This window comes from Streptomyces sp. NBC_00859 (genome assembly GCF_045161865.1).
In the GTDB taxonomy this organism is placed as follows: Bacteria; Actinomycetota; Actinomycetes; order Streptomycetales; family Streptomycetaceae; genus Streptomyces.
Window position 1 is genome coordinate 916,652 of record NZ_CP108826.1, and the last position, 14,245, is coordinate 930,896.

Here is a 14,245-nt window from a genome sequence, read left to right on the forward strand (position 1 = left end):
TGGTGATCATCTCTTCCGTACTACGACGAAGTCGGCGAGGGCGATGAGCTGCTCCCGCACCCTGTCCGGCATATCGACCCCGGCGAGCGCGTCGATGGCGATCGTGTGCTGCCTGCGGGCCTCCTGCGAGGTCCACTCCCGGCCGCCGGCCTCCTCGATCAGAGCCGCCCGCGCGGCGAACTCCTCCTCGGAGAAGGTGTCGAAGTCATTGCTCTTGGCGTCGGCGGCGAGCAGCTCACCCAGCCGTTCCGACGCCGGCCCGCCGGCTGCGAGCGCCGCGACGACGGGCAGGGACTTCTTGCGCTGGCGCAGATCGCTCCAGGTCTGCTTCCCGGTGGTCTCCGGGTCGCCCCAGATTCCGAGCAGGTCGTCGACGGCCTGGAAGGCCAGGCCGAGGTGGTAGCCGTACGCCTCCAGCGTGTCGGCCGTGCGGTCGTCGGCGCCGCCGAGTACGGCGCCGATGGAGACGGCGCAGGCGAGGAGGGCGCCGGTCTTGTTGCCCTCCATCTCGAGGCACTCCTCGACGGTGACCCGTTCGCGGTGCTCGTACGAGATGTCCTGGGCCTGACCGTCGATCAGCTTCCGGGTGGCGGTGGTCAGGCGGCGCGTGGCGCGCCCCGCCTCGACCGTACCGAGCTCCAGCAGGATCTCGTTGGCCAGCGCGAAGAGCGCGTCGCCGACGAGGATCGCCTGGGCGGGTCCGTGCACCTTCCAGACGGTGTCCCGGTGGCGGCGCTGTTCGTCACCGTCCATCAGGTCGTCGTGCAGCAACGAGAAGTTGTGGACGAGTTCCACGGCGACGGCGCCCGGTACCCCGGCCTCGGCCGCGGCACCCGCTGCCTCTGCCGACAGCAGTGCGAGCGCCGGGCGTACGGCCTTGCCGCCGTCCCCGTCCGCGGGGCGTCCCTCGGCGTCGATCCAGCCGAAGTGGTAGGCGGCGACGGTGTCCATGGGCGGTGCGAGCCGGTCAACGGCAGCGCGCAGCACCGGTGAGGACAGGGTCCGTCCGCGCTCCAGGAGCGCGACAATATCGACGGTGTCTGCGGCCGGGGTCACAGGCTCTCCTCTTGTTCCAGTAACAGTGCTCATGCCGCCTCCTGCAGCGGATGATCGTGGGTACGGCCGAGCGTGGCGAGCACGGCGCCCGCGGCGCTGAGGCCGCTGCGCACCGCGCCCTCCATGGTCGCGGGCCAGCCTGTGGCGGTCCAAGCCCCCGCGAGGCAGAGGCCGGGAGCATCGGTGCGGGCGCCCGGACGCAGCCGTCCGACACCCGGGGCCGGTGCGAAGGTGGCGCTGCGCTCACGGGTGACGAAGAAGTCCCTCACCCCGGCACCGCGTGCCGCGGGCAGCAGGCGTTCGAGCTCCGGGAGATAGCGCTCTCTCAGAACGGAGACGGGCTGGTCGATGTCGTCGTCGGCAGCTGACTGGGACAGTGCGAGGTACTGCCCGCCGCCCTGGAGGCCCGACGAGTCGGTACGGTCGAAGACCCACTGGACCGGCGTGCCGAGAGCGGCGAAGAACGGACGGCGGAGCACTCTGCGGTCGTACACGACATGGACGTTGAGGATCGGCGAGGTGCCGATCTCCAGCAGCCTGTCCGGGTCGTCGATTGCCCCTTCCGGGAGCAGCGCGTGGGCCTCGCGCTGCGGTACGGCCAGTACCACGGCGTCGGCCTCCAGCGTCTCGTTCTCCGTCTCCACCCGCCAGCCCCCGTCCGCCGCCGGGGCTGCGGCCGTGACGCGGGCCCGCAGTTCGGTGCGCACTCCTGCCGCGTCGAGGGCCTTGCGGGCGAGGGTGTCGTGGAGCTCGCCGAGCGGTACCCGGGCCCAGCCGATGTCGGCGGCGCCCGCTTCGGAGAGCAGCCCGGTCTTGAAGACCATCGCGGCGAGTCCGAGCGACGCGTGCGGCGCGGTCGCGTTGAGCGTCGCGACACCGACCAGGTCCCAGAGGGCCTCGATGGTGCGGTCGGACTGCCCGTGCCCGCGCAGCCAGCTCGCGAAGTCGATGTCGTCGAGGGCCGGGTCGGCGAGGTCGAGCCCCTTGAGCGCCAGCGCGGCCCGTCCGACGCTCGCCCGCTCGGCGAGTGACAGGTGGGGGTACGTGGCGAGGCTCCGGGCGAGATGCAGCGGTACGGGCAGGGCGCTGCGGCGCAGCCGGCCGAGGCGCGGACCACCCGCGGGGGCGATGTCGAGCACAGGCACGTCGAGCCGGTCCTGGAGAGGCGCGAGGGCGGCTCCGCCGACCCGGTCGAGGAACCAGCGGTAAGCGGTGCAGCAACGGAGGTACACATGCTGGCCGTTGTCCACGGTCAGCTCACCGCGCCGGAAGGAGAAGGCGAGACCGCCCAGCCGCGGGCGGCCTTCGAGCAGGGTCACGCGTACACCCGCGTCGGCGAGTTCGAGCGCGGCGGTGGCCCCGGCCAGCCCTCCGCCGACCACGACCGCGTGCGCCGGACGCGTCGCTTCGGCTGTCATACGCCCCCCTTTCGCGGCCGTCCGGCCGGGTACGGCAGGCAGGTCGTCGAAGGCAGGGACGCGTGATCTTGCCGGGAGGTTGAGTGCCACTGGGCAGCAGGTGGCGGACCGGGTCTGTCGAGGGGCATCAGGCGCGCCTCCGGGCGCTCTGACGTGTGATGTTCCTGGTGTCGAGACCGGAGAGGCCGCGGACCGCGACGTAGGCCTTCTCCCGGCCCGGAAGCGAGACCCGGCCGCGCAGGACCGCCTCGGGGTCGCGTTCGATGCGGTCCAGGAGGCGGCGGTAGATGCCGGCCATCGCGGCGACGCAGGCCCCGCTGCGACGGTCGAGGAAGGGCAGCAGCCGGTATCCCTCGGCGAAGAGGCTGCGGGCGCGGCGGACCTCGAAGTGCATCAGCCCCGTGAAGTCGGAGCCCGCGGGCGGCGTCGTGGCGCCGAAGCCGTCCGAGCAGCCGAATTTGGCGAGGTCGTCGGCGGGCAGATAGGTGCGCCCGTTGCCCGCGTCCTCACGTACGTCCCGGAGGATGTTGGTGAGCTGGAGCGCGAGGCCGAGCGTGTCGGCGTACTGGGACGCCCGGTCGGCGGCGGCCGCGCTCGCGGCGTTGCCGAAGATGCCGAGCGAGAGCCTGCCGATGGCACCGGCGACACACCGGCAGTAGACCTCCAGGTCGTCCCAGGTCTCGTAGGTCTCACCGCGTACGTCCATCAGTACGCCGTCGATGAGTTCGTCGAGCCCGCCGAGCGGGATCGGGAAGCGGCGTGCCGCGTCGGTCAGCGCGACGGCGACCGGGTCGGTGTCGTCCTCGTCGACTGCTCCTTCGCGGATCCGTCCGAGGAGGTCACGGGTCGACTCCAGCCGCTCCCGCTTGATGCCGGGTGCCAGCTCCCCGTCGCCGATGTCGTCGACGCGCCGCGAGAACGCGTACAGCGCGGACATCGCCTGCCGCTTGTCGGCGGGCAGCAGCCTGATGCCGTACGCGAAATTCCGCGCCTGCTGTCCCGTCACTGCCTCGCAGTACGTGTACGCGGCCATCACGGGCCCCGAAACCGGCGTCTGTGCCTCCACGGTCCGGCTCACCCCTCTCTACGCGTTCCTCGCAGCACGGCTCCCATTTCGCGCAGCAGGCCGAGCTTGGTGGGTTTGGGCGGTCCGGGAAGCACGTCGAATCCCGCGGCGGACACCGCCTGGAGAGCGGCGCTTCCACCGGCCACGAACCCGGCGAGCAGCAATTTGAGCCTGCCGTGGACGCTGCCCACCAGCGGCGCGCCCTCATTCAGCAGCTCGCGGGCGCGTTCGGCTTCGTAGGCGACCAGCGCGCGCACCGATGCGCCCGCGCTCGGCACCGCCAGATCCGCCTCCTGGACGTGGAACTCCTTCATGTCCTGGGCGGGAAGGTAGATGCGGTCACGGCCGAGGTCCTCGGCGACGTCCTGGAGGTGCTCGGCGATCTGCAGCGCCGTGCAGACGGCGTCGGAGCGCCGGATGCGCTCGGGGCTCGCCGTGCCCGTGATCTGCAGGACGAGGCGGCCGACGGGGTTGGCCGAGAGCTCGCAGTAGGCGATGAGGTCCTCGTAGGTCTCGTAGCGCCGGACGGTCTGGTCCTGGCGGTTGGCCGCGATGAGCCCGAGGAACGGTTCGGGGGTGAGGGCGCAGCGGCGGACGGTCGCCCGGAGCGTGCGGAGGATGGGGTGGAGCGGCGGCTCGCCCGGTCCGGCGAAGACCCGGTGGAGGTCCTCCTCGAAGGCGTCCAGCATCGCGATGCGGTCGTCGGCCTTCGCGGGGTCGAGGCCCAGGAGCCGCGCTTCGGCGGCGGGTGACGCGAGGTCACCGTCACCGATGTCGTCGACGAGCCGGGCGTAGCCGTACACCGCCATCAGGTCGTCGCGCCACGCCCGCGGCAGGAAGAACGGGGCTACGGGGAAGTTCTCCCCGGACGCCTTGTCCAGTGTGGCGCGCGCATGGCTGTCGGCGCCCGCGTCCCGGACGCCCGTCACCGCATGCTTCCAGGCGCGGGAACGGCGAGACCATCGCGGAGCTGGGACACGTCCGTTGCCATTGCCGTCACATCTCCCGTTCTACACTGCCGACTCAATACAACCCATTTCGGACACGCCGCGCAGACTGTCAGGCAAGGCGACGCCGGGTTGGCGACGCAGGGTTATTGCCCCACTTGCCTTGAATCAGCACCGGTACAGCTTACGTTGTACAACGACTGGCACGTCAGCGGGGTACAGCACCTATTACAAGAACACTTCAATCCTCTACAACCTTCCCCGCAGGCACAGTACTTGACGATCACTTGACTCACAGGAACCTGTGTGCGACGGGCTGTCAGGGGGTTGAACACCCCGCTCGGACCGGCGTGTCGGGCCGCGGCCGGACCGGGTGGGCGACCGACGCCCCGATTCGTGGCAGCGGCCCCCGCCGGAATATTCCGGCGGGGGCCGCTGCCACGAATCCGAGAAGGTGGATCCGGCCGCTACTTGCCGGTCTCCTTCTCGTACGCCTTGACGACCTCTTCGGTCGGGCCGTCCATCAGCAATTCGCCCTTCTCCAGCCACAGGACGCGGTCGCAGGTGTCCCTGATCGACTTGTTGCTGTGGCTGACGAGGAAGACCGTGCCGGCCTCCTTGCGGAGCTCGCGGATGCGCTGTTCCGAACGGATCTGGAACTTGCGGTCACCGGTGGCCAGCGCCTCGTCGATCATCAGGACGTCGTGGTTCTTGGCCGCCGCGATGGAGAACCGGAGCCTCGCCGCCATGCCGGAGGAGTACGTCCGCATCGGCAGGGTGATGAAGTCACCCTTCTCGTTGATGCCGGAGAAGTCGACGATCCCCTGGTAGCGGTCGCGGATCTCCTCACGTGACATCCCCATGGCCAGACCACCGAGAATGACGTTCCGCTCGCCCGTGAGGTCGTTCATCAGGGCCGCGTTGACGCCCAGCAGCGACGGCTGGCCGTCGGTGTAGACCTTGCCGCTCTCCGTCGGCAGCAGGCCGGCGATGGCCCGCAGCAGCGTGGACTTGCCGGAGCCGTTGGAGCCGATGAGGCCGATGGCCTCGCCGCGGTAGGCCGTGAAGGTCACACCACGGACGGCGTGCACCTTGCGGACGCCGCGGGCGGCGCTCCGGTCCTTGCCGACGATCCGGCTGAGCGCCGCCGTGGCCGCGCCCTTGCCACCGCCGCCGGCGTTGACCCGGTACACGATGTGCACATCGTCGGCGATGACGGTGGGGATGTGCCCCTGAATGGTTTCCTCAGCCACGGCCGTACCGCTCCTCAGCCTTCCAGAAGTACACGAAGCCCACGACGCCGAGCAGGACCGCCCAGCCCGCCGCGGCCGCCCAGACGTGCGGGGGCAGGTTCTCGGGACCGTATCCGTCGATCATGGCGTACCGGACGAGGTCCATGTAGACGGTCGCCGGGTTCCACTGGAGCACGTGAGCGATCCACTGCGGCTTGCCCTTGAGCATGACCGAGATGGAGAACATCACGCCCGACGCGTACATCCAGGTGCGCATGATGAACGGCATCAGCTGCGCGAGGTCCGGCGTCTTGCTGCCGAGCCTGGCCATGATCAGAGCGAGGCCCGTGTTGAACACGAACTGCAGCGCGAGAATCGGGATGACGAGGAGCCAGGACAGCGAGGGATAGCTGTGGAAGCAGACGGCGACCACGATCAGCACGATCATCGAGTACAGCAGCTGCTGGAGCTGCTGCAGCGCGAAGGACACGGGCAGCGAGGCCCGCGGGAAGTGCAGCGCCCTCACCAGCCCGAGGTTGCCCGAGATCGCCCGGACACCGGCCATCACCGAGCTCTGCGTGAAGGTGAAGACGAAGACCCCGGTCACCAGGAAGGGGATGAAGACGTCGTGCGTCAGCCCCCGCTTGGTGTCGAGGAGCAGGCCGAAGATGAAGTAGTAGACCGCCGCGTTGAGCAGCGGGGTCGCCACCTGCCAGACCTGGCCCAGCTTGGCCTGGCTGTACTGGGCCGACAGTTTCGCGGACGAGAAGGCCAGGATGAAGTGGCGCCGTCCCCAGATCTGGCGGACGTACTCCATGAGCCCAGGCCGGGCACCGCTCACCGACAGGCCGTACTTCCCGGCCAGCTCGGCCGAGGACAGACCGTCGTCCGGAGACGGGCGGTCGCTCAGTGCGACCGCGCCGTCGTGGGTTGTGTCACTCACAAGTTGAAACTTTCGTGTTCAAGATGCGCTGCCGGATCGGGGCCGGGCGCGGATGCCGGGTCCCAAGGTACGTCCGATGCTCTCAGAATCGAGCTTCTCAGATCACCGGAGGCCGACCCAGTCGGGTCAGCCGCCAGACGGTACGCCATTTCATTGGCCGCCGGGGTCCACAGGGCGTCGTCCAGCCCTCCTTGAAGCCGCCGAACCAGGCCTTGAGCGCGGCTCCGGAGGGGCGGCGCACCAGTGTGAGCAGCATCCACACCCCCAGATAGACCGGCACCAGCGGCGCGGGGAGGTTCCGGCGGGCCAGCCAGACGCGGTTGCGGGCCACCATGCGGTGGTAGACCGCGTGCCGGGACGGCGCTGTCGTCGGGTGGTGGAGCACCATGTCGGACCGGTAGTCGATCATCCAGCCGGCGTCGAGGGCCCGCCAGGCGAGGTCGGTCTCCTCGTGCGCGTAGAAGAACTCGCCGGGAAGCGGCCCGGCCTCGGCGATGACCTTGGACCGTACGGCGTTGGCCCCGCCGAGGAAGGTCGTGACCCGTGAGGAGTGCATGGGGTCGGACGCGCGCAGCCGCGGGACGTGGCGGCGCTGGGTGACCCCGGTGTCCGGGTCGGCGATCCGGAAGCTGATGATGCCCAGCTCGGGGTCGGAGGCGAAGGCCCGGCGGCACAGCTCGGCCGTGTCGGTGTTCGGGAGAAGCCCGTCGTCGTCCAGGAAGAGCAGGATGTCGACGTCGGTGCCGGCCGGGCCGAAGGCCTCGATGCCGACGTTGCGGCCGCCGGGGATGCCCAGGTTCTCGGGCAGCTCGACGGTCCGTACGCCCGCGGGGACGTCCGGCACGGGTGCTCCGTTGCCGACCACGACGACCTCGACCGGGTCGCCGTCCTGCTTGGCGACCGAGTCGAGCAGGGCACGCAGCTCGTCGGGGCGGTTGCCCATCGTGATGATGACCGCGCCGACCTTCGCGGGGCTGCCCGCGGCGGCGGCCGTCACTTGAGCCTGCTGGAGGCGAGGACGGACACGAGGTGGAGCAGGGACTGCAGGAGCGCGATGCCGGCCAGCACGGCGACGCCGAGCCGGGTGAAGAACAGGTCCCCCCTGATCTGGTCCACGATCGCAAGGACCAGGATCAGCAGCGACGCCTCGATCCCGAGGACGAGCCGGTGGAACTTCAGCGCCCCGGCCGCCCTGCGGGCCAGCGCCATGCCTGAGGAGCGCGGCTCGGACGCCGTCTCCTTGACGGGCGGCAGCCCCTGCTGGTGACGGGCGACACCGACCAGGTCGGTCTCCGACTTGATCATGATGGCGCCGAGCGCGGCGAGAGTGCCGAGGAAGGCCCACAGCCAGTCGATCCGCCCCGAGCCCCAGATGTCGGCCGCGCGCAGACCGAAGCCGACGAGGACCGCGGCGTCGAGCACATAGGCGGCTACGCGGTCCACGTAGACGCCGACCATCGAGTACTGCTTCTTCCAGCGGGCGACCTCACCGTCGACGCAGTCGAGAAGCAGATAGAGCTGGGCCATCAGCACGCCGAGTACCGCGCCCCAGATCCCCGGCACCAGGAGGGCGGGGGCGGCGAAGGCGGCGGCGACGGTCATGACGTAGGTCAGCTGGTTGGGCGTGATCCGCGTGTTCACCAGGTGCCGGTCGACACGCAGGGAGATCTCCCGCATGTAGAGCCGGCCTCCCCAGTGCTCGCCACTCCGCCGGTCCTTGACGCCCGGAGGGTGTACGACCGGGCGGAGTTCAGCTACCGATGGCTTTTGCATAGTCGGCGTAAGAGTCCTTGATCTGGTCTGCGGACAGGTTGAGGTGTTCGAGGATCGTGAAGCGCCCGGGGCGTGTCTGCGGGGCGTACTCGACGGCCTGGACGAACTCGTCCACGCTGAAGCCGATCTCCGCGGGCAGTACGGGCAGGCCGTGCCTGCGCAGCACCTCGGCGAAGAGGCCGGACTGCTCGAACGCTCCCCGCAGGTGCATCGCGAAGGCCGCGCCCAGTCCGCACTGCTCGCCGTGGCTGGCTGCGCGCTTGGGGAAGAGGAGGTCGAAGGCGTGGCTGATCTCGTGGCAGGCGCCGGATGAGGGCCTGGTGTCGCCGCTGATCGACATCGCGATACCGGAGAGGACAAGCCCTTCGGCGAGCACCGTGAGGAACTCGTCGTCGCCGATTGTGCCGGGGTGGCGCAGTACGGCTTCTCCTGCCGTACGGGCCATGGCCGCGGCCAGTCCGTCGACCGCCTCGCCGGTGACCTTGTGCGACAGCTCCCAGTCGGCGATGGCCGAGATGTTGGAGATCGCGTCGCCGATGCCGGAGCGGACGAAGCGGGCCGGCGCCTCACGGACCACGTCGAGGTCGATGACCATGGCGATGGGGGTCGGGACCCCGTAGGAGCCGCGTCCGTTGTCGTTGTCCAGCGTCGACACCGGCGAGCACAGGCCGTCGTGCGAGAGGTTAGTCGCGACGGCGACCATCGGCAGGCCCACCCGTGCGGCCGCGTACTTCGCCACGTCGATGATCTTGCCGCCGCCGAGGCCGACCACGGCGTCGTACCGCTTGCCCTTGATGTCGTCGGCGAGCTGCACGGCGGCGTCGATGGTGCCCCCCGCCACGGAGTACCAGTCGGCCCCGGGCAGCACCGGCGCGAGCTTCTCGCGCAGTGCCTGTCCCGACCCGTCACTGACGGCGACAGCGAGCTTGCCGGACGCCGAGATCCGCTGGTCGGCGAGGAGCCCGGCCAGGTCGTCGAGGGCGCCGCTGCTGATGTCGACGACGACCGGGGACGGGATGAGCCGGGTCAGTACTGGCACGCGATGCCACGGCCCTTCGCGAGGTCGTCGTGGTTGTCGATCTCCACCCAGGCCACATCGCCGATCGGGGCCACGTCGATACGGAAGCCGCGGTTCACCAGCTCCTGGTAGCCGTCCTCGTAGTAGAGGTCCGGGTCGCGCTCGAAGGTGACCTTGAGCGCGTCGGCGAGCTCTTCGGCGGCCTCGGCCTCGATGAGGGTGACGCCGATGTACTCGCCGGTGGCTGTCGCGGGGTCCATCAGCTTGGTGATCCTGGTCACCGCGTCGGTGCCGTCAGTGATGACCTTCATCTCCTCGTCGGCAAGGTGCTTCACCGCGTCGAGGGCGAGCACGATCCGCCGGCCTTCGCCACGCGCGGCGAGCAGCGTCTTCTCCACGGAGACCGGGTGCACGGTATCGCCGTTGGCGAGGATCACGCCCTGCTTGAGCACCTCGCGGGCGCACCAGAGGGAGTAGGCGTTGTTCCACTCCTCGGCCTTGTCGTTGTCGATCAGCGTGATCGTGACGCCGTACTTGGCCTCGAACTCCGCCCGGCGCGCGTACACCGCTTCCTTGCGGTAGCCGACGACGACGGCGACCTCGGTCAGTCCGACCTCGGCGAAGTTGCTCAGCGCGATGTCGAGAACGGTCGTCGGCTCACCCTCCCCCTCGGGGCCGACGGGCACGAGGGCCTTGGGCAGCGTGTCGGTGTAGGGGCGCAGGCGCCTGCCTGCGCCTGCCGCCAGTACGAGGCCGATCATGCGGGTTCTCCTTCGTCATGTACAGCAGGTGCTCCGGAGGACACCCAGAAGCGGATGCTCTCCGCGAGCACCACGATCGCCACGGCCACGGCGAGAACCGTGAGCGCGACAGTGAAACCGGTGCCGTCGGTGTGCGGGGAAGTCAGTACGGCGGCGAGCGCGGCCACCACCAGCGTCCGGCCTTCCTGGCCGCCGATCGTACGCACCAGCCACCGGGGGGGCGCGCCCGTGCCGCCCTTGATGCGGTACACCGTGTCGTAGTGATGGTAGGCGACGGCCGCCACGAGGCCGAAGGCCGCGGGCACCGCCCCCTGGAGGTCGGAGCGGGCCGCGAGCACGAGGACCGTGACGTATTCGGCAGCCCGGAAGACCGGAGGCACCAGCCAGTCGAGGGCGCCCTTGAGCGGACGCGAGACGGCTGCTCCGGAGAGTGCGCAGTACCCGACGGCGGCCAGGGCGGGCCACCAGCTGCCGACGGGGGCGAAGAGCGATACGGCCACCACGAGCGCACCGCCCAGGAACGCGATCACCGGCAGGGCGCTCCGCGGTGCCCTGAGGAACCGTGCGAAGAGCTGGGCGAGCGGTCCGGAATCGGCGAGGTCGGCCAGTGCCTGTGCCGCGCGGTCGGTGCGGGTGGCCCGGCGGGTCAGCGAGCGCAGGATCCGGCCGGCCGTCGTGTAGCAGGCGGCCAGTGCGCACCCGACGAGGAGCGCGTAGAAGACGATCCGGGGGGTCGTCACCGCGGTGAGCACGGCGATCATCGCCCAGCGTTCACCGATCGGGAGCACGATCATGCGGCGCACCCACACCGTCCATCCGACGCTGTCGAGCTTGTCGGAGAGGGCGGCGGTGGGGCTCGTGTTGGCGGTGGCGTCGTGGTTGGCCTCGTTGAACGAGAAGTCCACGACGTGACGGCAGGTCTGGAGGACCATCGCGCCCAGGGCCAGTACCCAGATGTCGTCGCCGTTGCGTGCCGCGCCCAGGGCGAGCCCCGCGTAGTAGGCGTACTCCTTGGCGCGGTCGAAGGTCGCGTCCAGCCAGGCGCCGAGCGTCGAGTACTGGAGCGAGTACCGGGCGAGCTGCCCGTCCGTGCAGTCCAGGACGAAGGAGCAGATCAGCAGGACACCGGCGGCGATGTAACCGCCGCGGGTGCCGGTCGCGGCGCAGGCCGCCGCTATGAGCGCGGTGACCAGCGACGCCGTGGTGACCTGATTCGGCGTCAGACCCCGGCGGGCGCACCAGCGTGCGATGTACCGCGAGTAGGGGCTGATGCAGTACGTGGTGAAGAAGCCGTCGCGGGACTTCACGGCCGTCCGGAGGCGGACGGCCTCGTCGTCGACGGCCGCGACGGCGGCCCTGGCCTCGTGGCGGCTCTGCGGGTCCTGCGGGACCGAGGCGATCAGCGTGCCCAGCTCGGGCCGCTGTACGGGGGTCCCTGCGCTGTCCAGGGCCGCGGCAAGCGCGTCGGGGCCGGGGTCCGAGCCGGGCAGCACCCGGTTGAGCGCGGGGCGCGCCTCGGGCTGGACGGCGAGCGCGCCGGGCACCGCGGCCGCCGCGAAGCGGGGGTCGGTCAGCGCGAGGCGGAGCGAGTGGAGGTGGCCGACGAAACGGGTGTCGACGACCGCGACGCGCTCGTCGGCGGGGGCAGTGGTGAGCAGCTTCGCGGTCTCAGCCGCGTCGGCTGCGGTGCGTACGTCGAAGCCCAGCGACCGCAGATCGCCCTCCAGCGACGATCCGGGTACCGGCGCACCGGCGAGGATGGCGGTCGACAGACGAACTCACTCCTTGGAGCTGGCGCAACACACGCGGAGACGGCCCGTTCCCGGCAGGGGCGGGCGGCATGTCGGCAGAGGCTATCGGATGAACTGAAGCAGGAGTTCACGGGCCGTTTACGTCCCGACCCGAGGGGGCACGGCTCCGCGCCACCTGCCGCGGTCATCATGATCGATCCATGCCCCGCCCCACAAACCGTGCCCCGGGGCCACCAGGGCGGGCGGGTCGGGGGCGTCCCATAGGGTGGCCGATATGACGTGGCTGATCACAGGTGGGGCGGGGTACATCGGAGCGCATGTGGCGCGGGCGATGCTGGAGGCCGGCGAGCGGGTTGTCGTCCTCGACGATCTGTCGAGCGGGATCGCCGAGCGCCTTCCGGCCGGCGTCCGGCTCATCCGCGGATCGGTGCAGGACCGCGGGCTCCTCGACGCGACGCTGGCGGAGAACCGGGTGACCGGCGTGGTTCACCTGGCGGGCAAGAAGCAGGTCGGGGAGTCCGTCGAGCAGCCGCTGAGCTACTACCGGGACAACGTGCACGGCCTGACGGTGGTACTGGAGGCCGTGGTAGCGGCCGGGGTCCGGCGGTTCCTCTTCTCCTCGTCGGCCGCCGTGTACGGCGTCCCGGATGTGGAGCTGGTCACCGAGTCGACCCCCTGTGTGCCGATCAATCCGTACGGCGAGACGAAGCTGGCCGGCGAGTGGCTCGTACGGGCCACGGGCAAGGCGCACGGGCTCTCCACCGCCTGCCTGCGTTACTTCAACGTGGCGGGCGCCGCGGCCCCCGGCCTGGCCGACGTAGGCGTCTACAACGTGATCCCGATGTTCTTCGACCGGCTGACCCGCGGGGAGGACCCGAGGATCTTCGGCGCGGACTACCCCACACCCGACGGCACCTGCATCCGTGACTACATCCATGTCAGCGATCTCGCCGAGGCCCATGTAGCGGTGGCCCGCAAGCTGTCCGGCGACGGCGGTGCCGGGGATCTCACAGTCAATGTGGGCCGCGGTGCGGGCGTATCGGTACGTGAGGTGGCCGACCTCGTCTCGTCCGTCACCCGGCTCCCGGTGTCGCCCGTGATCGAGCCCCGGCGCCCCGGTGACGCCGCGGTCTCGGTCGCGTCCAGCGAGCTGATCGCCGGGGAGCTGGGCTGGAAGGCCTCGCGCGGGGTGCGCGAGATGATCGAGTCCGCCTGGGAGGGCTGGTGCCTGCGACACCCCGAGGCACGCCGCACCTGATCCGCGCCCTGCGGGGCTGAGGTCTGCGGGGCTGGTGGCAGGCGACGGAGGAATGGGCGCGGCGAAGGCCGGGTGTTACCCTTCGGGGCCGTTCATGAGAGGAGCTGAGGTTGATGACCGTCGCAGTGAACGCTGCCCCGCGCAGCACCCGACCCCACCTCAACAGCTCCTCACTCAAGGACTTCCACGTTGCCAGAGACCTCTGTCCCTGAAGCATTCTTCGCCCTGCACCACGGTCTCCCGCGTCAGAGCCCCGGCTCCGACGCGACCACGCGCACCCTGCTCTCCTTCACGGGTGCGCTCCCCGAGCGGCCGCGCGTACTCGACCTGGGCTGCGGGCCGGGCCGGGCATCCCTGGTCCTCGCCGCCGAGGCGGGCGCAGACGTCACCGCCGTGGATCTGCACGAGCCCTTCCTGGCACAGCTGCGGCAGAGCGCCGCTGACCGCGGGCTGAGCGGATCGATCCGTACGGTCGTGGCGGACATGGGCGAACTCCCTTTCCCGGACGGCTCGTTCGATCTCGTCTGGGCCGAGGGCTCCGCGTACATCATCGGCTCCGACCACGCCCTGCGCAGCTGGCGGCGGCTGCTCGCACCCGGCGGCGCCCTCGTCGTCACCGAGTGCGTGTGGACCACGGACGAGCCGACGGCCGAGTGCCGTGCCTTCTGGGAGGCCTCGGGATCCTTGCTGCGCACCGCGGGCGAGGCGGCGATGGCGGCCGAAGCAGCGGGCTACCGCGTCCTGGGAATGTACGAGCAGCCCGCGGGCGACTGGGCCGAGTACTACGCCCCGCTCGCCGAGCGGGTGGCCACCGCGGTGGCCGAAAACCCTGCCATGGAACAGGCGCTGGCGGGCAGCCGCGAGGAACTCGCCATGTACCGCGATCACGGCGGCGAATACGGTTATGCGGCATATGTGCTGCGCCCGATGGGCGGGGCCGGTTTCCCGATGGCCTGCGAATTCTGATATTCCGGTCGGTGCCCCCGCCACACAGTGTGGCGGGGGCACCGACACGTCCCGCG

The 14,245-nt window shown here is 70.4% G+C and carries 12 protein-coding genes and 1 pseudogene; 2 read left to right on the top strand and 11 right to left on the bottom strand.

Annotated elements, in window-relative coordinates; all coding sequences use genetic code 11:
* Positions 1-6 precede the first annotated feature (6 nt).
* The 11 genes from OG584_RS03820 to OG584_RS03870 form a co-directional block, all read right to left on the bottom strand.
* On the bottom strand, positions 7-1,089 hold the full coding sequence (locus OG584_RS03820) for a polyprenyl synthetase family protein (protein WP_405774951.1): 1,083 nt from the start codon (positions 1,087-1,089) through the stop codon (positions 7-9).
* On the bottom strand, positions 1,086-2,474 hold the full coding sequence (gene hpnE / locus OG584_RS03825) for a hydroxysqualene dehydroxylase HpnE (protein ID WP_405774953.1): 1,389 nt from the start codon (positions 2,472-2,474) through the stop codon (positions 1,086-1,088). The genes OG584_RS03820 and hpnE overlap by 4 nt, the downstream gene beginning before the upstream one ends.
* Positions 2,475-2,601: 127 nt before the next feature.
* The gene (gene hpnD / locus OG584_RS03830; protein WP_405774955.1) at positions 2,602-3,552 is read right to left on the bottom strand and encodes a presqualene diphosphate synthase HpnD; all 951 of its coding nucleotides are present in this window, start codon (positions 3,550-3,552) and stop codon (positions 2,602-2,604) included.
* Complete coding sequence (gene hpnC / locus OG584_RS03835) at positions 3,549-4,469, bottom strand: squalene synthase HpnC (protein ID WP_405774957.1); 921 nt, start codon at positions 4,467-4,469, stop codon at positions 3,549-3,551. Before hpnC ends, hpnD begins: the two co-directional genes overlap by 4 nt.
* Before the next feature lie 485 nt (positions 4,470-4,954).
* Complete coding sequence (locus tag OG584_RS03840) at positions 4,955-5,740, bottom strand: ABC transporter ATP-binding protein (protein ID WP_405774959.1); 786 nt, start codon at positions 5,738-5,740, stop codon at positions 4,955-4,957.
* Positions 5,733-6,662 (bottom strand): ABC transporter permease, encoded by a 930-nt coding sequence (locus tag OG584_RS03845; RefSeq protein WP_405774961.1) that lies wholly within the window; start codon positions 6,660-6,662, stop codon positions 5,733-5,735. Before OG584_RS03845 ends, OG584_RS03840 begins: the two co-directional genes overlap by 8 nt.
* 97 nt (positions 6,663-6,759) lie before the next feature.
* Positions 6,760-7,605 (bottom strand): glycosyltransferase family 2 protein, encoded by an 846-nt coding sequence (locus OG584_RS03850; protein ID WP_405783872.1) that lies wholly within the window; start codon positions 7,603-7,605, stop codon positions 6,760-6,762.
* A gap of 50 nt (positions 7,606-7,655) precedes the next feature.
* Positions 7,656-8,435, bottom strand: coding sequence for a CDP-alcohol phosphatidyltransferase family protein (locus OG584_RS03855; RefSeq protein WP_405774963.1), 780 nt, complete (start codon positions 8,433-8,435; stop codon positions 7,656-7,658).
* The gene (locus OG584_RS03860) at positions 8,413-9,474 is read right to left on the bottom strand and encodes an iron-containing alcohol dehydrogenase family protein (protein WP_405774965.1); all 1,062 of its coding nucleotides are present in this window, start codon (positions 9,472-9,474) and stop codon (positions 8,413-8,415) included. The genes OG584_RS03855 and OG584_RS03860 overlap by 23 nt, the downstream gene beginning before the upstream one ends.
* Entirely contained in the window at positions 9,462-10,214 is a 753-nt protein-coding gene (locus OG584_RS03865) for a sugar phosphate nucleotidyltransferase (RefSeq protein WP_405774967.1), read from the bottom strand. The genes OG584_RS03860 and OG584_RS03865 overlap by 13 nt, the downstream gene beginning before the upstream one ends.
* Positions 10,211-11,986 (bottom strand): DUF5941 domain-containing protein, encoded by a 1,776-nt coding sequence (locus tag OG584_RS03870; RefSeq protein WP_405783874.1) that lies wholly within the window; start codon positions 11,984-11,986, stop codon positions 10,211-10,213. The genes OG584_RS03865 and OG584_RS03870 overlap by 4 nt, the downstream gene beginning before the upstream one ends.
* 253 nt (positions 11,987-12,239) lie before the next feature.
* On the opposite strand from OG584_RS03870, the gene galE reads away from it, so the two are divergent.
* A complete protein-coding gene (gene galE / locus OG584_RS03875) occupies positions 12,240-13,223 on the top strand; it encodes a UDP-glucose 4-epimerase GalE (protein ID WP_405774969.1) in 984 nt (327 codons plus the stop codon).
* A gap of 189 nt (positions 13,224-13,412) precedes the next feature.
* A pseudogene (locus tag OG584_RS03880) lies at positions 13,413-14,150 on the top strand (class I SAM-dependent methyltransferase); the annotation flags it as partial.
* Positions 14,151-14,245 lie beyond the last annotated feature (95 nt).

Excerpts from the sequence above, each read along its gene's own strand:
- OG584_RS03865 (WP_405774967.1), bottom strand. The coding sequence starts at position 10,214 with ATGATCGGCCTCGTACTGGCGGCAGGCGCAGGCAGGCGCCTGCGCCCC.
- OG584_RS03850 (WP_405783872.1), bottom strand. The coding sequence starts at position 7,605 with ATGGGCAACCGCCCCGACGAGCTGCGTGCCCTGCTCGACTCGGTCGCC.
- OG584_RS03855 (WP_405774963.1), bottom strand. The coding sequence starts at position 8,435 with ATGCAAAAGCCATCGGTAGCTGAACTCCGCCCGGTCGTACACCCTCCG.
- OG584_RS03820 (WP_405774951.1), bottom strand. The coding sequence starts at position 1,089 with ATGAGCACTGTTACTGGAACAAGAGGAGAGCCTGTGACCCCGGCCGCA.
- hpnE (WP_405774953.1), bottom strand. The coding sequence starts at position 2,474 with ATGACAGCCGAAGCGACGCGTCCGGCGCACGCGGTCGTGGTCGGCGGA.
- galE (WP_405774969.1), top strand. The coding sequence starts at position 12,240 with ATGACGTGGCTGATCACAGGTGGGGCGGGGTACATCGGAGCGCATGTG.